Consider the following 16,678-nt stretch of genomic DNA (forward strand, 5'->3'; position numbering starts at 1 on the left):
AAGCTCCAGCGACTCTCGAAGCCGAACCTAGGCCGACGGCAGGGCCAGTGGAAGTCGTCGAACGGCCACAGGGGCGGCGAAATGTCTTCCGCTGCCCTAGGCGAACTCGACAAGCACCTCATCGGCCGCGACCGGGTCACCGCCCTTGGCGTTGACGGCCTTGACCACGCCGTCGCGCTCGGCACGGATGATGTTCTGCATCTTCATGGCCTCAAGCACGCAGACCACCTCGCCCTCGCGGACCTGCTGGCCGGCGGCGACGTCCATCGAGACTACCAGGCCCGGCATCGGCGACAGCACCAGCTTGGAGGTGTCGGCGGCCTGTTTCTCGGGCAGCATGTCATGCAGCTCGGCGGAACGCGGGGTCAGAACCAGCACTCGCGCCTTGGCGGCGCGGTGGCGGATGGTGAAGCCCTCGGCCGCCGGCGCGACCTGAACGGTGAAGGCGGCACCACCCAGCACGCCGCGGAACACGGGCTTGCCGGGACGCCAGTCGATGTCGCTCAGGATCAGGGCGCGGCCCTCGTCGAGCAGGTCGACGGTCAGATCCTCGTCGCCTGACAGCTTCACGCGACGCTTGGCGTGGCCGACAGCCACCACCCACTCGTCACGCACGGTGCCATTGAGGCCCGCGACATTGGTCCGGGCCCGGGCGGCATAGACCCGCTGCATGGCCGCGCCGACGGCGGTGAGGATGTCGATCTGGGCCGGGGTCGGCTCGGTGCCGGCAAAGCCATCCGGGAACTCGTCCTTGATGTAGTTGGTCGACAGCTGGCCCGAGCGGAACCGCTCCTGGTCCATGACGGCATTCAGGAACGGGATGTTCTGGCCAAGACCCTCGATGTGGAAGTCCTCCAGGGCCCGGCCCATGCCGTCGACTGCGGCGATCCGCGTCGGCGCCCAGGTGCAGAGCTTGGAGATCATCGGGTCGTAGAACATCGAGATCTCGTCGCCCTCGCGCACCCCGGCGTCATTGCGAACCTTATAGCCTTCCCGCTGTCCCTCCTCCGGAGGGGCGTAGCGGACCAGACGGCCGATGCTGGGCAGGAACTTGCGGTAGGGATCCTCGGCATAGATCCGGCTCTCGATGGCCCAGCCGTTGATCTTCAGGTCCTTCTGTTCGAAGGCCAGTTTCTCACCCCAGGCGCTGCGGATCATCTGCTCGACCAGATCCAGGCCCGTGATCAGCTCGGTGACCGGGTGTTCGACCTGCAGGCGGGTGTTCATCTCCAGGAAGAAGAAGCTCTTGTCCTGGCCGGCCACGAACTCGACCGTACCGGCGCTGTCATAGTTGACGGCCTTGGCCAGGGCCACGGCCTGGGCCCCCATGGCGTTGCGGGTGGCCTCGTCGAGCAGCGGGCTCGGCGCCTCCTCGATGACCTTCTGGTTGCGGCGCTGGATCGAGCATTCGCGCTCGAACAGGTGGACCACGTTGCCGTGCTTGTCGCCCAGCACCTGGATCTCGATATGGCGCGGGCTGACGATGAACTTCTCGATGAAGATCCGGTCGTCGCCAAAGCTGGCCTTGGCCTCGGCGCGGACGGCCGGGAAGCCCTCCTCGACGTCCTGCTGCGTCCAGGCCACCCGGATGCCCTTGCCGCCACCGCCGGCCGAGGCCTTGATCATCACCGGATATCCGATCTGCTCGGAAATCCTGATCGCGTGGGCGGTGTCGTCGATCTCGCCGATATGGCCCGGCACGCAGGAGACCCCGGCGGCCTGGGCGAACTTCTTGCTCTCGATCTTGTCGCCCATGGCGCTGATCGCGCCGGGATTGGGACCGATGAACACGATGCCCTCATCGGCGCAGCGCTGGGCGAAGCCGGCATTCTCCGACAGGAAGCCAAAGCCCGGGTGCACGGCCTGGGCCCCGGTCTGCCGACAGGCGTCGATGATCTTGTCAGCCACCAGGTAGGACTGGTTGGCTGGCGACGGGCCGATGTGAACCGACTCGTCGGCCATCTCGACGGCGAGGCTGCCTGCGTCCGCATCGGAATAGACCACCACGGTCGCAATCCCCAGCCGGCGACACGTCTTGATGACGCGAACGGCGATTTCGCCCCGGTTGGCGATCAGGATCTTGCTGAACATGGTGTGGCCCCCTGCAAGCTTATTGTCTTGTTGGACACCGGTTATCAGGCCCGCGCCTGTTTGCAACCTTGCCCCTACGGCGGTACACCGGGGACAGGGCATGACACCGGTTTCCAAAAACAAGGCCCACGACGTCTGGTTAGGGGAGAAGCAGCCGTGATCAAGGCAATGATTCTGGGCTGGATGGGCGGTGCCCTCCTCCTGGCCGGCACGGCCACGGCCGCCTCCAAAGAGCAGCCGGCCCTGCTATTCCATCTGTCGGGCGACCAGGGACTGGTCGCTGATACGGCCGCCGGCGACGCCATCCCCAATTTCAGCGACAAGGTGACGCCGATCGCCGACGGCGCGTTCGGCAAGGGCTTTCATGCCGAGGACGACGGAGTCGTCGCCTGGAACGCGCCCGGCAATATTCAGGCCCAGCGCGGGTCCCTCGCCTTCTTCTGGCGCTCGGGCTACCCGGTCGGCCAGGCCCCGTTCGTGATCTTCCGGGTCGGTTTCGCCGACCACAGCAGCTGGGACATGGCCTTCCTGCGGATCGACTGGAACGGCGCGGGCTTTGACGCCTTCGTCACCGACAACGGTCTGGCGCGCACCCGCGTCTCGTTCAAGCTGGACAAGGCCCCGAAGGCTGACGCCTGGACCCATCTGGCCTTCACCTGGGATGAAACCACCGGCGTTCAGCTGTTTGTCGACGGCAAGCCGGCCGCGCGCCGCGATCGCAAGGCGATCTATGATGCCGGCCTGGACCAGTTCGGCGTCGCGGCGCGGGTGATCGCGCCGCACCAGGTCCAAAGCCGCTACAACTTCCTGCGCGGCGGAGACCTGGATGAGCTCCGCGTCTATGACCGCCCGCTGGAGGCGGCCAATATCGCTGCCCTGGCCCGGAACGCGCCGACCGAAACGCCGGCCCCGGTCGCCCTGCTCAGCGATCCGGCGACGCGCGCGGCCTGGCGCCTGCGTTATGGCTGGAACCGCGAGAAGGACCTGCCGCCCTATCTGGCCGCGCCCTCGACGCGCATCCGCAAGGTCGAGTTCACCGACGCCAAGGACATCAAGCAGTGGATGTGGCGGGCCAATGACGGGATTCCTGAAACCACCTGGCCCGGTGTCTATAACCGCTCGCGTCTGGAAGGCCGCAACGACTACTTCCAGCTGCCGGACTGGAACGTCTATGTCGAGGGCGGCAAGACGCTGAAGCTGTCCCTGCCCGACGAGCTCATCAACCGCCTCGAGATCCAGGGCCCGGCCTATGGCGAGCTGACCTGGACGCCCGCAGGCGGCGGCGAGACAACGACGCTGGGCCGCCGCGACAGGAACCAGGGCCGCACCGTCACCACCCTGGCCACCGCCTTGAAGGGTGGCGTGATCAGCTTCACCAATACGGCCCAGGAAACCCCGATCCAGGAGCTCTGGGCCTATAATGTGTCGGAGGGCCTCGAGCCGGCCGGTGCCTTCAAGATGAGCTACACGGTTCGCGCCGATGCAGAGCCCGACTATCTGAACCTGGCGGATCTCAAGCGCTACATTGCCGGCCGCCATCCGGTTGCGGAGCGCGCCACCGTGGTGGCCCTGCCTGAAGGGGCCCCCAGCCGCAAACGAAGCACAGCCAAGGGCCCGGTCGCAGGCCTGCCGATTGTGCACGTGCTGATCCCGTCGAATTTCGGCGACGCGCCGGCCAATCTGCCGCTTGCCCGCAACTGGGCCTATGGCTGGGAAAATGTGCGCGACGGCCTCGACGGTATCGCCATCGACATTCCGGCGCTCAACATCGCCACCTCAGACGGCGAACTCGTGCCGCTGAACATTCAGATCAAGGATCCGATCTGGCCCGGCCGCAACATGATCGACGTCAGCGTTTCGGTGAAGCCGGGCGAGGCCCGCACCGTCTGGCTGGACCTGCGCGACCGCATCCTGACCGCCGACAGTCTCTATCTGACCCTGGCCTCCGCCAGCGACGCGTTCGGCCCCCAGGCGCTGGACGGAACGAAGATCCGGCTGGTCTTCAAGGATCGCAATCTGGCCAAGGCCGAACACGTCGCCGACCGCTTCAACCAGATGAAGGACAACTGGGCCTTCCTGGTCGAGGAGCACACCACCTCCAAGCGTCAGGGCCTCTACCGCCGCCTGGATGCCGACATGTCCGACCTGCTGCGGGTCGATCCTGATCACCAGCAGGGCCGCGAATACTGGGGCGACATCACCTATGGCAGCCAGGGCTGGCCGAGCTTCGAGCAACCCAGGGCCCCGGAAGGCACGCCACTCTGGGCCTTCCGCCAGTCGCAGGACCTGAAACGGGTCAGTCAGTTCGTCAACTGGTGGATCGACGAGCGTCAGTCTGAATATGGCGACTTCGGGGGCGGGATTTCCGACGATACCGACCTGACACAGCAGTGGCCGGGCCTCGCCCTGATGGGTGTCGAGCCTGACAAGATCCGAAGTTCCCTGAACTGTCTTGCGGACGCCGCCCATCGCAACGGCATGTTCACCGATGGCCTGCCGACCATCACCACCGACGAGCTTCACGTCTATGAGGAAGGCATCAATTCAGATGCTGAATCCCTGTACCTGAACTACGGCGACCCGCTGGCCGTCGAGCGGATGATGACCACCGTTCGTGGCCTGCAGCGGGTGGTGGAGACCAACCCGGCCGGCCACCTGCATTTCAATTCCAACTGGTTTGGCGGCAAGACCATTTATCGCGAAGGCCCCTGGGAATGGTCCAAGCCCTATTCCTACCTGATCCTGCACCCCGCCATCCTGCTGGGGACCTATAATGGCGATCCGCAGTCGCGGGCCATGATCATCGGTCTTGCCGACGGCTATCTGGCCCATCAGGCCAAGGACGGCAGCTATCCCAATGAGATCAACTGGCGCAGCGATGCCGAACGCGGCGGCACCATGCTGCAGGGCTCGGGTGCCGGTTCGCCGATGCAGATCTTCTGGGCGGCCTATCGCTTCACCGGCGACGCCCGGTATCTCAAGCCCATTTTCTGGCGCGTCGACAAGAATGGCCCGCGATCGGTCGCGGACCTGAACGAGAATGTCCTGGACGCGCTCGACAAACGCGCCGCGTGGGGCGAGACCCTGACCCGGCGCGCCGAGACCGGGGGTGATTTCGAGCGCTTCGCCGCCTGGCAAATAACCGGGGACAAGGCCCATCTCGAGCGGCTCTATGCCGATGAGATCAAGTGGAACAGCCAGCACATGGCGATGCTGACGGAAGGCCACTGGTGGTCGGATCGCGTCGAGCTGCCCAGTGACCTGCTGCAGCGCTCGCGCCTCGGCGGGACCGCCCTGAAGCGCAACCTGCTCTATCCGGGTCACCTGGTCAGCTGGCGCTTCGACGGCGAGACCCGCGGCGAAGACGTGGCGATCCTGATCCAGGACGCGACGCCCGGGCGCTTCAAGGTTCTGGCCCATAACCTGACCGGCAAGCCGGTACAGGCCGACATGACCGGCTGGGGGATTGCCCCCGGTCAGTGGACCCTGCGGCAGGGCCTCGACACCAATGGCGATGATGCCCTCGATGGCACAGCCGAGACGCGTGACCTGACGTTCGAACGAACGCGGACGGTTCGCCTGACCCTGCCACCCGGCCAGACCAGCGTCATCGAGATGGCCCTGAAAACGCCGGGCGATGACCCGGCAGGGCGCGCCGATCTGGGCGTGGGGCGTGGCGATGTCACTGTCAAGGACTCCAGGGTCAGCGTCGCGATCCACAGCCTGGGGGCCAAGGACGCCCTGGCGGCCCGGCTTGATCTGATCGATGCCGCCGGCCAGGTCATCGCCTCAACGCCGACGCCGGCGCTCAAGGCCCCCGCGGACCTCAAGCCGAAGGTGGGGCGCGTGACCCTGACCGCGCCTGCCGCCCTGAAGCCGTCAGGCCTGCGCCTGCGCCTTGTCACCGACCAGCCCCAGATCACGAGCCTCAATGACGAGGTTGGCGTGCCATGACTGACCCGATCCAGCCGCCCGAGGAATCCGAAGCCATGAAATCCACTGCTCTTGCCGCTGCCCTGGCCGTGGCCCTTGTCTCTCCCGCCATGGCGCAGACCGCCACGCCGCCCTCGGCACCGCCCGTCTATCCGCCCTACGGCCGCTCGGTGACCCTGGCCGAGGCCAAGATCGCCGTCGCCGCCGCCCAGGCCGAAGCCGTCAAGAACGGCTGGTTCATGGTCATCACCGTGGTCGAGCCCAATGGCGCGCTGGTGGTGAGTGAAAAGATGGACGGCACGCAGTACGGTTCAAACGATGTGGCGCGTCGCAAGGCCGAAACCGCCGCCAACTTCCGTCGACCGACGCTCTTTTTCCAGGACGCGGTCAAGGGCGGGACGCTGAACGCCATCTTCACCGGGGCCCTGGCCATCGAGGGCGGCGAACTGCTGATTGTCGACAACCGCATCATTGGTGCCATCGGCGCGTCGGGCGGAACGGGTGCCCAGGACGGCGTGGTGGCCCGTGCCGGCGCGGCGGCCCTGGCCAAATAGACGACTCCGGAAGGGCGGGGTCGGCAACACCCCGCCTTTCCACGGGTCGTCAGGCCGGAGCGAACTCCCTGGCGAACATGGCCTCGTAGCCGCTGATCAGCGCTTCGGACTCCGGTGCGATCAGGCGCGCGATTCCGGCCGCGAAGCTGACCGGCGCGATACCGGCGGCACTCACGATCCTGCCGGAGGTCACGGCCCTGGCCTGATCGACGTACCGGGTGCCGCCCCCATAGCCGGGAGCCTGCTCCCCCAGCCAGTCCTTGCCATTGGAGGTATGGTCGCGACCGTCAAAAAGCCTCGCTCGGGCCGCGGCGACGGTGCCCGCGCAGATCGCGCCGACGATCTTGCCGTCGGCGACGGCCTGCCGCAGCAGCCCAAACACCGCCTCATCGTCAAAGCCTGTCCAGGCTTCCGAACCGATCAGCAGGAAGACGTCGGCATCAGACAGGACCGGATCATCGAACCTGTAGTCCGCGGCAGCCAGCAGGCCGCCGATTGAGGTCTGGGGCTCGCCATCCGGCGTGGCGACCTCGATCTGGACGCCCAGATGCTCACGCAGAAGCGCCAGGACCGGCCCAGCCTCCCAATCGGCCCAGCCCGGTTGCAGAAATGCGACGGCAACAGTCATCGGCCTCCCCTAACGCAGCTTCACGGCGGTGCCGGCGGCGGTGACCATCAGCATGCCGCCGTCAGGGCCCAGCGACTCATAGTCGAGATCCACCCCCACCACGGCGTCGGCGCCCAGGCGGCGGGCCTCATCGTTCATTTCCTGCAGGGCGATGTCGCGCGCCTCGCGCAGGGCCTTCTCGTAACCGCCCGCGCGCCCGCCGATGATGTTGGTAATGCCGGCGAAGATGTCGCGGAAGATGTGCGCGCCGATGATCGCCTCTCCCGACACCACACCCAGGGTGGCAGCGGTTTCGCGCTCGGCGATCGAGGGGGTGGTAGAGTTCAACATCGGCTCGTTCCTTCCTGATGGGCGTCTTCGACTCTACCCGATTGGCTCCGGGCACCCTACACTGGGTGTCATGACAGACGCCGCACTCCGATCTACCGCCGGTTTTGACCTGACCCCGCCCAACGAGGCCGAACGCGCGCGCCTCGAGGGCGACCTCACCGCCGAAGAGGCGCGGGTTCTGCTGCAGCACGGCACCGAGGCCCCCTTCTGCGGCGGTCTGCTGGGCGAGAAAAGCCCGGGTGTCTATGGCTGCCGCCTGTGCGGCCTGCCCCTGTTCCGCCACCAGACCAAGTTTGAGAGCGGCACCGGCTGGCCCAGCTTCTATGCGCCCTTTGCCGAAGATCATGTCCGGGCGATCAAGGACAGCTCCTATGGCATGACCCGCATCGAAACCCGTTGCGCCCGTTGTGACAGCCACCAGGGACACGTCTTTCCGGATGGCCCGCCGCCCACGCGCCTGCGTTACTGCATCAATTCGGTGTCCCTGCAGTTCGTGAAGACCGGCGATCCCCTGCCCGATCCCCTGCATCGCGGCGATCCTGCGGGCGACTGATCCGGGCCTTCAGGTTCTCGGGATTCCTGCTCTTTTGATCAGGGTCAGGCTGGCCCGATCGGTATCGCCACGGGCTATGGCCCGTGGATCAAGGGCCGGGCCGTGCTCTTGGACCTGATCCGTGAGACCAAGGCCACCCGCCTCTGCTGACTAGAGGCAAAGATCGCACTGCATCTCTCAGACTGACGCAGAGGACGCATGTTAATCGTTACCTCGAAGCATAATAATATGCAGCCATACCAGTCAGATGAGGCGGTTGTTCAGCGTCACCTTCAAACTCGTCACCAAAAGCGACCGCTGCCATAGGCCGTGAGTACAGATTTCAGCAGATTGTTATTGTAACTGCCAAACATCACAGGCTCGGTATGCCAAATTTCGCTCCCGACACTAGCCGCCCTTATGCGCATCAGTAGCCTCTGCCAGGGCCAGCTTGGTCTTCGAAAGCTCGTCTTCCAACTGACTCACGCGCATCTCCAGGTCCTGGCACTCCTTGATCCAGGGCCACCGATCATTAGCGCGTGGACTCGGAAGGCTGAGCTTCAAGAACTTGAATAGGGCCTGCGCCTTTTCGCGCTCGTCAGGCAATGGCTGCGCCATGGCCTCTTCATAAATCCCCACGAGACGGTCCAGCATGGGTTCCAGAGAGGCCATTTGACGCGCCTGGTCTGAAACCTGACGCGCATCATCGGGATCGTAACGCTCGATCTCTGCTGAAATCAAAGCTTGGGTCAACATCGGCGAAAGTGACCTCAGCCCAAAGTTCAGATCCCTCAACCGGGGCAGGTTGGTCGTCGTGACCATGCCGCCCAGACCCCGAGCATCAAGAAGAATTACTGCGCAACCGGCACAGAGGGCTTCCAACGCCATCCGCGCCGTCGCGAACACGAGATCGTACTTGAGGAGCTCGAATTCGGGGTGAGCGATAACCTTGTCGCCGACACCGATCACATCGAGTTGCATGCCGAATTTTCGGCATACAGCTTCGAGCATGGGAACATGGGTCTGGAACTTCGTGAAGGCCAGGGCCTTCAAAGGCTTGACTGGTAGAGGCACAGAGCGCGGGACGTATCGCGAAAGATCGACACTATTGTGTAGGATCTCGACGCGCTTCTTGGCTATGCCTTCGCTATGGACCAGGCGATCATGGACGGCCTGATCTACAGCAAGATAGCGATAGACCTGCGGGAAATCGGCAGGCTTTTCTTGCCAGAACGCCCAGGCGTGGCACATCTGAACGGCAGGCACCTCCGGGAAGTGGATTAATGCCTCTGCCGTCTGAATGAAATGTTGGCCGTGAATCACATCCGGCGGGTCAGTGATGAGAGAGAGATCATTGACAACGGCGACACCTCTTTCTCGCAATTCTGCAGCAGGCGTCCCCAACACCGGTGAGTAAACAATTGGCCTGTGGCCGCGCTTCAACAAACCCAGAGAGATATCGCGTATCACCGTTTCAGTACCGCCACGACGCTGTAGCCAAACGTTGGTGAGCAGAACTTTTAAAGGTCGTTGGGCCGTACCGGTCACGCTCTGACATCCCTTGATTGATATGCGACAAGGCCACTAACTAACGGACCAATATGGTCCCTGTAGGTAATAAGTGTCTTGAAAACGCCGGAAGCCACCAAGGGAGCGGCGGCGATCTCGTATTGCGGGGTGACGCTCGGAGCCTTCAAGGCCTCAAGACCACTTGGCCGGTCATATAAAGCTTCACGATCAAGCAAACCGGGATCAATCTGGAGCAGTCGGTTGACCTCAAAGCTCAGTTCCGTCGCGCCGGCAACAGCCGACGCTTTGCGCTCAAGCTGGGCCGGACTCAGGACTATGGCTTCGAGCGGCTGCTGCACCCTGGTGCGAGATCCTCGAAATTCGATATCAAAGTCGAGGTGCCTGATTTCACGCTTCAGGATGCGGCCCGCTCGCTGCGCCGCTAGCGTTGAAATCATGCTGCAGAGGTCATGGACCGGGGAGTATTCTTCGATCGGATCACTGACAATTTGCTCTGCCAAATTGTCGACGAGGGCCGACGTCATGACGTCGAGCAGGCGGGTGAAAAAGCCCAGATCCTGGGCAAGGATCGCTGAATAGAACTCTCGATCACCGGCAAGACCGAACAGCGGCCCCGGCGTAGCACCGGCCGCCTTGATAAGCCTTCTGGATGCCTCGAGCCTGGGCGGCGCAGCCCGGCTTCCGGAACCATCCGTCCAGATCAGGACCAGGGGCTTTTCACGTTCCATCCAGCAATGGAGCAGAAGTTCATGGCCGGGATGGGCTACGGCAAGGACAGTGCTGGGCGGCATTTCAGAGCTCTAATCTGTAGTAATCTACCAAAAAATCTAAGCAGTTTTAGAGCTGAAATCACACGTGCGGATTGCCTTCAATGCAAAACTTCTCAACAAAAAATTACTGCAGATTCGCTTCAGAACTCATACTGAACAAATATTGAAATATTCAGGTCGTTACCAAGGTGGAAAACTTGAGTTTCAAGTTTCTGGTGCGGGCGGTCGGGGTCGAACCGACACTCCTTTCGGAACCGGATTTTGAGTCCGGCGCGTCTACCAGTTTCACCACGCCCGCAGACTTCGCACGTCGCGAAGGGCCGTCTCTCTAGCAGGCGTCCGAGGTGAATTCCAGTGGCGAGACGACTGGCCTAGGGTTGGCCACCAGGAGATTCTCGCCATGCCTCGACCCGGCCCTCGAAACCTGATCACGGACGTGCCGGGACTGACCGTTGGGTCCGCACAGGACGAGTCCATCCGGACCGGCGTCACCGTGATTCTCTGCCCTGAGGGCTGGAACGCGGCCGTCGATGTTCGCGGCGGTGGCCCAGGCGTGCGCGAAACCGACACCCTTGCGCCAAAAAAGCAGCTTCAGCCGGGCCCATGCCGTCTGCCTGTCGGGCGGTTCGGTCTTTGGCCTTGGCGCAGCGGACGGAGTTGCCAGCTACCTGTCGGTCAAGGGAATCGGAGTGCGCCTGGCGGCCGGGCCGGTGGCCATCCCCATTGTGCCGGCCGCCGTCCTTCACGACCTGGCCAACGGCGGCGACAAGTCATGGGGCCTGACGCCCCCCTACCGAGAGCTGGGCCAGGCCGCTGCTGCCGCCGCCGATCACAGCTTTGAACTCGGCGCAGTCGGAGCCGGTCGCGGGGCCAGGGCCGGCCTCGTCAAGGGCGGGCTGGGCTCAGCCTCGATCGACCTCGGCGGCGGCCTGATCGTCGGCGCTCTGGTCGCGGCAAACCCCATCGGCGCGGTCTATATGCCGGACGGCGAAACCTTCTGGGCCTGGCCGTTCGAGATCGATGGCGAGTTCGGCGGGCGCTCACCACAAGGGCCCGTATCCGCGACGGAACCCCTGCCCGACGAATCGAAACTCGGCACCGCCGGCCGCCTGCGGGCGGGAGCCAACACGACTTTGGCGGTCATTGCGGTCACAGCAGACCTGTCTACGGCCGAGGCCAAGAGAGTGGCGATGATGGCCCATGACGGCATGGGTCGCGCCGTCAGGCCGGCCCATACCAGTTTCGATGGGGATGTAGTCTTCGCCCTGGCCTCAGGTGAGGTTGAACTACCCCGCGACCCTGGCACCCGGCCCGTGGAGGTTTCACGCCTGGGATCAGCGGCGGCGGATTGCCTGGCCCGTGCGATCGCCCGCGCTGTCTATGAAGCGCGGGATTTCAGGGAATTATAGTCTCGCCGCCCGCCAGTTGGGTCGCTGTGACCTCAAGCCGGCCCAGGAGGCGCTTCAGGGTCACCACCTCGCTGGGGGCAAGGCCTGACAGCAGGGCCGCTTCATAGGCCAGGGCCATGGGAGCGATCTCGGCGAACAGGCGCCGGCCTGCGGCGGTCAGTTCCAGCCGGTGGGATCGACGATCCGCCCTGACCGTCGTGCGATTGACCAACCGCCTTTCCACCAGATCCTGGGCCGCGCGACTGACCCGGACCTTGTCCATGGCCGTGCGGGTTACGGCGGCGTGGGGCGTCAGACCCCCTTCAGCCAGAACAGACATCAGCCGCCATTGTGGAATGGTCAGGCCGAACCGGTCCTCATAGGCGCGCGCGATCAGCCGGCTGACCGCCGCCGCCGCCGTCACCAGGCGATACGGGACATAGTCGGCGAGGCTCAGCGCCTCTTCGGGTGCCACAGGCACCGCCGTCGTCAGGGAAGAGACCGTTGCGGTCATGACCCGTTCCTTTCGTCCTCCCGGGCGTGGTCGCCCATTGGAAGACGATCCTTCGCCAATCCTTGCGTCGTCACGACGACCCGCCGGGTCTCCGTGCATCTCGCGGCAACCTGATGTCACGCCCTGGCGGCGAGAACCACAATCGTCGAATCCCCCGTTCGACACAATCGGCGCATTTCGTGCGTCGGTTGTGCATTCGCGGCACAACTCGCCCGTGCCGTGGGCAGAGACCCGTCCCTAGTGGTGTGAGAGATCTTTCAGCTTGTTGTCCGGAAACGGTGTCGTGCTGGTCAGGGCCGCCTGGCAACGCTCGAGCTCCAGAAGGCAGTCGCCGCGGCTCCAGAAATCCGAGAACTCGACCACCGCCATCCGCACCTGCTTGGAAAAATCCTTGTGATCCAGAACCTTGGGTTCCGGCTCGGCATGGTGATCGTCCGCAGGCTTGGGCGGGCTGGGAGGATTGGAAATCACTACGGTCTGGCCACCGATCCGTGGGCCCAGAATCGTGACGTTTGGCGCGGCCGCTTCGATCACCGCAACGACACAGCGCTCGCACTGGCAGGTGGGATCATGGCCGCCATGCCCCACCGTCCCGTGTCCACCATGGTCGGCAACGCCATGGGCATGCGGCTGGCCATGCCCATGGCCACCATGCCCGTGACCATGACCATGACCATGACCATGACCATGGGCGTCCTTGCCACCCTTGTCCTTTTCCTCAGCCGGCTCGCCTTTCAGCGCCTCGGCCAGGCCCTTCATGGCCTTGGCGCAGGGACCGCCAAAATGCAGGAGCGGTCCGATACGCCTTTGTACTTCCTCGACCAGTTCCTGGGTCTTGGAGACCAGTTCGCCCGAAGGCGCGCTCGTCGCTGCGACGCACTTGGCCTTGATCGCATCATGGATGGTCTTGGCGACGCCGCGCGACTGCTCACCCCTGTCCTTGCGGCCCAGGTTTCGCCCCACGGCAAAGGCCAGGGCCGCTATGACCACGGCGGCCAGCACCAGACCCGCCAGCAGGGTCGGGTCAAAGATCGGGATGGGCTGATCGACCGGAAACTCTGACTGGTACACCAACCCCTCCCCATACTGCGGCGACACCATGATGGCGCGCCCTATGGTTAACGCAAGCCAAGACCACTTGCACCCTGAAGCTTGTCACCCTTTGCGGGAAATCACGCCCCTGGCCCGCGCGCCCTGATCATATCGTGACGGCCCGCCATAGACGGCGACCTCACAGAGGATGTCGCCACCCTCATCGACGGCCCACAGATAGTTCCGCTCAACCTCGACATCGCGGCCGGCCGGTGAAATGCCCTCGAACGTGTCGCCCCAGGGAATCACCTTGGACAGGTCGCGCCAGCTGAGGGTCATGGCGCGGCTCAGCTCATCGGCCGCCATGGCGTCAAGATCGGGGTCGCTCATCGGTCGGCCAGGCTCTGAAACGGAGGAATCGCGCAAAAAGATGCGCCGCGGGCGTCGCCTCGACAACTGTTGGAGCGCAGGATAGGTCGCGGAACAAGGCAGGAGACCAAGATGGGCGTTCCCAAGGGCAAGCGCGACTTTCGTGACGAAGACCGACTCGATCCCCGCGAACGTCACCAGGTCGAGTACTGGATGAAGCGCTGGGGCGTGACCAAGGACCAGATCGTCGCCGCCCACCGCAAGGTCGGCAACTCGATCAAGGATATCGGCACCGAACTGGGCAAGAAGCGCTAGCTAGCGCTTGTCCCGCTGGAAGGCCTTGGCTTCCGCCGCCAGGGACGTCAGGGCCGGATCGGTCGCATCCGGCTCAGGCGCGAACGGCAGGGTGCCGGCCACGCCGCGCAGGGCCAGCCAGAGCGGATGGCTGAAATGGCCCAGAATCCGCAGCGGCCGCCGCTTGTCGTCGGTCACATCCCAGCCTTCCCGTTCGAACTGGTCGGCCTGATCGCGCATCGACTTGATGTCGATGCCGTCCCAGCCTTCCGGATCCGGAATCTGGGCGGCCTCGTCGGCGGTCAGTCCGAAGGTGTCCCGCGCCAGTTGATCGATCTCCGGGAACTCCCGCCGCGCCTCGGGATCGGCGAAGGCAGGCTTCATCAGGGCCCTGTGTTCAAGGTCGGCAAAGCCGGGCAGATCGATCAGGCGACGCAGGGTCACGTTCAGGACTCGGCGATATCGCGGAAATAGGGAACCACTTCGCCCTGCAGCTTGATGGTCATTGGATTGCCCTTGCGGTCGAGAGTCTTGCCGGCCGTGACCCGGACCCAGCCTTCGCTGACGCAATACTCGTCAACATTGGTCTTCTCGACCCCCTTGAAGCGGATGCCCACGCCGCGTTCGAGAAGCTCGGCATTGTAGAAGGGGCTGTCGGGATTGGTGGCCAGACGGTCAGGAGGGGTATCGCTCATCGGATCGGCTTTCGAAGATGTCGTGGGCGCAAGCCCTTGAACGCGGGTGATAACCATCCGCCACCGGAAATCCAAGCGCCGCGACGCCAGCCCGACCCATGGCGCCCGTTCCCGGTGGGAGATGGGCATCATTCTTGTGCCGGGAAATCGATCATGGCTGGGGACAATGGCCGCGCCCCCTGCTAGCTAAAGGCGTCACCAAACCGGAGTTCGCATGCTGCGTCGCCTGTACGATTGGGTCATGGGACTGGCCGCCTCGCGCCACGCCCCGAAGAGCCTGTTCGCCATCTCCTTTGCCGAAAGCTCATTCTTCCCCATTCCGCCAGACGTGATGCTGGCCCCAATGGTTCTGGCGCGCCCTGACCGGGCCTGGTCCTATGCCACGATCTGCACCCTGGCCTCGGTTCTGGGGGGTGTCCTCGGCTACGCGATCGGATTCTTCCTGCAAGATTTCGGCATCTGGCTGATGGCTGCGACCGGCCACGCCGGCGGCCTGGCCGAGTTCCAGTGCTGGTATGACAAGTACGGGGTCTGGGTCATTCTGGCCAAGGGCGTGACGCCCATTCCCTACAAGCTGGTGACCATTGCCTCCGGTCTGGCGGCCTTCAGCTTCCCGATGTTCATCATCGCCTCGGTGATCACGCGCGGCGCACGCTTCTTCCTGGTCGCCTGGGTGGTCAAGAAGTTCGGCCCTGCCCTGCTCCCGGTGATCGAACGCCGCCTGGCCCTTTTTGCCGGCGGCCTGTTCGTGCTGCTTGTGATTGGCCTGATGGCGAGCCATTTCCTGGGCGGCAGCAGCGGCGGTGCCTGCGCGGTATGACCAGCGACCTCAACGATCCCAAGGCGACAGCCGTCGGCCTCGCGCCGGCGGAAGCCCCCGTCCTTGAGCCCGTGCGCGGTCCTTTGCCGGCCGAGGCCGTCGCGCCGGTCAGGGCCACGATCATCGCAAAGGCCCTCGACGCCTGGCCGTTGGTTGCCCTGGTGGCCAGCGCCAGCCTGCTGGCGACCGCCCATGCCTTCGAGACCTTCGGCAAGCTCTATCCCTGCACCCTGTGCCTGAAACAGCGCGAGGTCCTCTGGGTGGCGGGCACCGTCGCCCTGGTCGCCCTGGCCGCACGCTACAGCCCGTGGGCCGCGAAGCTGCGTCAGCCGTTCGACCTACTGCTCGCCGCGGTCTTTCTCTACGCGGCCGGGCTCGCGGCCTTTCATGCCGGGGTCGAGTGGAAGTGGTGGCCCGGCCCTACCACCTGCAGCGGCGGCACGGTCGCGGCCGCCGGCGACCTGGTGGCCATGCTCAAGGGCGACAAGATCAAGCCCCCCGCCTGCGACAAGGCCGCCTGGGTCTTTCTGGGCCTGTCCATGGCCGGCTGGAACGCCCTGATTTCGCTGGGTCTCTCGGGTGCCAGCCTCGCGGCCGGCCTGCGCAAGTCAAAGGCAACCTCGTGAGCGGACCCGCGCCGCGTCGACCGGGGGCCGGGGCTGCGCGCGCGCGCCTGGCCGAGATTCTCCGCGTTGATCAGGCCGGGGAACTGGCCGCAGTCCATATCTATCGGGGCCAGGCTGCGGTCATGCGCGCCAGTCCCGGCCGCGAGCGGCTGGCAGAACAGCTGCAGGAGATGGAAGGCCATGAACAAGTCCATCTCACTCGCTTCGACCAGCTTTTGACCGAGCGCGGGGTTCGTCCGACCTTGATGTCGCCGGTCTGGCGGGCGGCCGCCTTCGCCCTCGGAGCGGGCACGGCCCTGCTGGGCGACAAAGCGGCCCACGCCTGCACCGAGGCCGTCGAAACGGTCATCGAAAAGCACTATGCCGCCCAGATCACCGAACTGGCCGATCGCGATCCCGACCTCGCCGCTGAACTCTCGAAGTTTCGCGACGACGAGTTGGCACACCGGGACCTGGCCGTTGAGGAAGGTGCCCATGACGCCGTGGCCTATCCCCTGCTGACGGCCGTGATCCAGGCCGGTTGTCGGGCGGCGATCAAGATCAGCGAGAAAATCTGACCCCCTTGGCGTGAC

Annotated in this window: 17 protein-coding genes, 1 tRNA gene and 1 pseudogene; 8 read left to right on the plus strand and 11 right to left on the minus strand. The window is 64.6% G+C overall.

The features are described from left to right. Positions 1-96: 96 nt before the first annotated feature. On the minus strand, positions 97-2,091 hold the full coding sequence (locus tag AQ619_RS10565) for an acetyl-CoA carboxylase biotin carboxylase subunit (protein ID WP_062147076.1): 1,995 nt from the start codon (positions 2,089-2,091) through the stop codon (positions 97-99). A 156-nt stretch (positions 2,092-2,247) separates the two neighbouring features. Here AQ619_RS10565 and AQ619_RS10570 point away from each other — a divergent pair, with 156 nt between their 5' ends. Then, complete coding sequence (locus AQ619_RS10570; protein ID WP_236849451.1) at positions 2,248-6,045, plus strand: LamG domain-containing protein; 3,798 nt, start codon at positions 2,248-2,250, stop codon at positions 6,043-6,045. Between the two features lie 35 nt (positions 6,046-6,080). After that, complete coding sequence (locus tag AQ619_RS10575) at positions 6,081-6,578, plus strand: GlcG/HbpS family heme-binding protein (RefSeq protein ID WP_062151562.1); 498 nt, start codon at positions 6,081-6,083, stop codon at positions 6,576-6,578. Positions 6,579-6,627: 49 nt separating this feature from the next. Here the strand turns inward: AQ619_RS10575 and AQ619_RS10580 are convergent, their stop codons facing one another. Together AQ619_RS10580 and AQ619_RS10585 are read right to left on the minus strand one after the other, a co-directional pair. After that, positions 6,628-7,206 (minus strand): DJ-1/PfpI family protein, encoded by a 579-nt coding sequence (locus AQ619_RS10580; RefSeq protein WP_062147078.1) that lies wholly within the window; start codon positions 7,204-7,206, stop codon positions 6,628-6,630. A gap of 9 nt (positions 7,207-7,215) precedes the next feature. Continuing rightward, on the minus strand, positions 7,216-7,536 hold the full coding sequence (locus AQ619_RS10585) for a YbjQ family protein (RefSeq protein ID WP_062147080.1): 321 nt from the start codon (positions 7,534-7,536) through the stop codon (positions 7,216-7,218). A 70-nt stretch (positions 7,537-7,606) separates the two neighbouring features. On the opposite strand from AQ619_RS10585, the gene msrB reads away from it, so the two are divergent. Then, complete coding sequence (gene msrB / locus AQ619_RS10590) at positions 7,607-8,089, plus strand: peptide-methionine (R)-S-oxide reductase MsrB (protein WP_062147082.1); 483 nt, start codon at positions 7,607-7,609, stop codon at positions 8,087-8,089. Between the two features lie 387 nt (positions 8,090-8,476). Here msrB and AQ619_RS10595 read toward each other — a convergent pair whose 3' ends face one another. The 3 genes from AQ619_RS10595 to AQ619_RS10605 form a co-directional block, all read right to left on the minus strand. Then, positions 8,477-9,616: a glycosyltransferase gene (locus AQ619_RS10595; protein WP_166504211.1), complete on the minus strand. Its 1,140-nt coding sequence runs from the start codon at positions 9,614-9,616 to the stop codon at positions 8,477-8,479. Beyond that, entirely contained in the window at positions 9,613-10,389 is a 777-nt protein-coding gene (locus AQ619_RS10600; protein ID WP_166504212.1) for a hypothetical protein, read from the minus strand. The genes AQ619_RS10595 and AQ619_RS10600 overlap by 4 nt, the downstream gene beginning before the upstream one ends. A gap of 192 nt (positions 10,390-10,581) precedes the next feature. Continuing rightward, positions 10,582-10,666, minus strand: a tRNA-Leu gene (locus tag AQ619_RS10605). 102 nt (positions 10,667-10,768) lie between these two features. Between AQ619_RS10605 and AQ619_RS10610 the strand changes: the two are divergent. Then, positions 10,769-11,777 (plus strand): annotated as a pseudogene (locus tag AQ619_RS10610) (P1 family peptidase). Here the strand turns inward: AQ619_RS10610 and AQ619_RS10615 are convergent. The 3 genes from AQ619_RS10615 to AQ619_RS10625 all read right to left on the minus strand — a co-directional run bounded on the left by AQ619_RS10615 (position 11,764) and on the right by AQ619_RS10625 (position 13,668). After that, positions 11,764-12,270: a MarR family winged helix-turn-helix transcriptional regulator gene (locus AQ619_RS10615; RefSeq protein ID WP_062147088.1), complete on the minus strand. Its 507-nt coding sequence runs from the start codon at positions 12,268-12,270 to the stop codon at positions 11,764-11,766. The pseudogene AQ619_RS10610 and the gene AQ619_RS10615 sit on opposite strands and share 14 nt — an antisense overlap. Positions 12,271-12,507: 237 nt before the next feature. Beyond that, a complete protein-coding gene (locus tag AQ619_RS19085) occupies positions 12,508-13,341 on the minus strand; it encodes a hypothetical protein (RefSeq protein ID WP_062147090.1) in 834 nt (277 codons plus the stop codon). Positions 13,342-13,425: 84 nt separating this feature from the next. Next, positions 13,426-13,668: a hypothetical protein gene (locus AQ619_RS10625; protein WP_062151565.1), complete on the minus strand. Its 243-nt coding sequence runs from the start codon at positions 13,666-13,668 to the stop codon at positions 13,426-13,428. Positions 13,669-13,803: 135 nt separating this feature from the next. On the opposite strand from AQ619_RS10625, the gene AQ619_RS10630 reads away from it, so the two are divergent. Further along, entirely contained in the window at positions 13,804-13,986 is a 183-nt protein-coding gene (locus tag AQ619_RS10630) for a DUF3606 domain-containing protein (protein WP_062147092.1), read from the plus strand. On the opposite strand, the gene AQ619_RS10635 is transcribed toward AQ619_RS10630, so the two are convergent. Together AQ619_RS10635 and AQ619_RS10640 are read right to left on the minus strand one after the other, a co-directional pair. Beyond that, complete coding sequence (locus AQ619_RS10635) at positions 13,987-14,409, minus strand: hypothetical protein (protein ID WP_166504213.1); 423 nt, start codon at positions 14,407-14,409, stop codon at positions 13,987-13,989. 2 nt (positions 14,410-14,411) lie between these two features. Continuing rightward, positions 14,412-14,660: a DUF3297 family protein gene (locus tag AQ619_RS10640; RefSeq protein WP_062147094.1), complete on the minus strand. Its 249-nt coding sequence runs from the start codon at positions 14,658-14,660 to the stop codon at positions 14,412-14,414. Between the two features lie 214 nt (positions 14,661-14,874). Here AQ619_RS10640 and AQ619_RS10645 point away from each other — a divergent pair, with 214 nt between their 5' ends. Genes AQ619_RS10645 through AQ619_RS10655 form a run of 3 tightly spaced genes read left to right on the plus strand, consistent with a single transcriptional unit; the run spans position 14,875 to position 16,663 of the window. Beyond that, a complete protein-coding gene (locus AQ619_RS10645; RefSeq protein ID WP_062147096.1) occupies positions 14,875-15,480 on the plus strand; it encodes a YqaA family protein in 606 nt (201 codons plus the stop codon). After that, positions 15,477-16,106, plus strand: a complete 630-nt coding sequence (locus AQ619_RS10650) for a disulfide bond formation protein B (protein WP_062147098.1) — start codon at positions 15,477-15,479, stop codon at positions 16,104-16,106. The genes AQ619_RS10645 and AQ619_RS10650 overlap by 4 nt, the downstream gene beginning before the upstream one ends. After that, positions 16,103-16,663, plus strand: coding sequence for a demethoxyubiquinone hydroxylase family protein (locus AQ619_RS10655; protein WP_062147100.1), 561 nt, complete (start codon positions 16,103-16,105; stop codon positions 16,661-16,663). Before AQ619_RS10650 ends, AQ619_RS10655 begins: the two co-directional genes overlap by 4 nt. The last annotated feature ends 15 nt before the right edge of the window (positions 16,664-16,678 follow it).

The sequence above is a fragment of the Caulobacter henricii genome (genome assembly GCF_001414055.1).
GTDB classification, from domain to species: Bacteria; Pseudomonadota; Alphaproteobacteria; order Caulobacterales; family Caulobacteraceae; genus Caulobacter; species Caulobacter henricii.

Bases quoted from the DNA above. Each gene is read 5' to 3' on its own strand.
- AQ619_RS10565 (WP_062147076.1), bottom strand. From the start codon at position 2,091: ATGTTCAGCAAGATCCTGATCGCCAACCGGGGCGAAATCGCCGTTCGC.
- AQ619_RS10575 (WP_062151562.1), top strand. From the start codon at position 6,081: ATGAAATCCACTGCTCTTGCCGCTGCCCTGGCCGTGGCCCTTGTCTCT.
- AQ619_RS10580 (WP_062147078.1), bottom strand. From the start codon at position 7,206: ATGACTGTTGCCGTCGCATTTCTGCAACCGGGCTGGGCCGATTGGGAG.
- AQ619_RS10585 (WP_062147080.1), bottom strand. From the start codon at position 7,536: ATGTTGAACTCTACCACCCCCTCGATCGCCGAGCGCGAAACCGCTGCC.
- msrB (WP_062147082.1), top strand. From the start codon at position 7,607: ATGACAGACGCCGCACTCCGATCTACCGCCGGTTTTGACCTGACCCCG.
- AQ619_RS10600 (WP_166504212.1), bottom strand. From the start codon at position 10,389: ATGCCGCCCAGCACTGTCCTTGCCGTAGCCCATCCCGGCCATGAACTT.
- AQ619_RS10615 (WP_062147088.1), bottom strand. From the start codon at position 12,270: ATGACCGCAACGGTCTCTTCCCTGACGACGGCGGTGCCTGTGGCACCC.
- AQ619_RS10625 (WP_062151565.1), bottom strand. From the start codon at position 13,668: ATGGCGGCCGATGAGCTGAGCCGCGCCATGACCCTCAGCTGGCGCGAC.
- AQ619_RS10630 (WP_062147092.1), top strand. From the start codon at position 13,804: ATGGGCGTTCCCAAGGGCAAGCGCGACTTTCGTGACGAAGACCGACTC.
- AQ619_RS10640 (WP_062147094.1), bottom strand. From the start codon at position 14,660: ATGAGCGATACCCCTCCTGACCGTCTGGCCACCAATCCCGACAGCCCC.
- AQ619_RS10645 (WP_062147096.1), top strand. From the start codon at position 14,875: ATGCTGCGTCGCCTGTACGATTGGGTCATGGGACTGGCCGCCTCGCGC.
- AQ619_RS10650 (WP_062147098.1), top strand. From the start codon at position 15,477: ATGACCAGCGACCTCAACGATCCCAAGGCGACAGCCGTCGGCCTCGCG.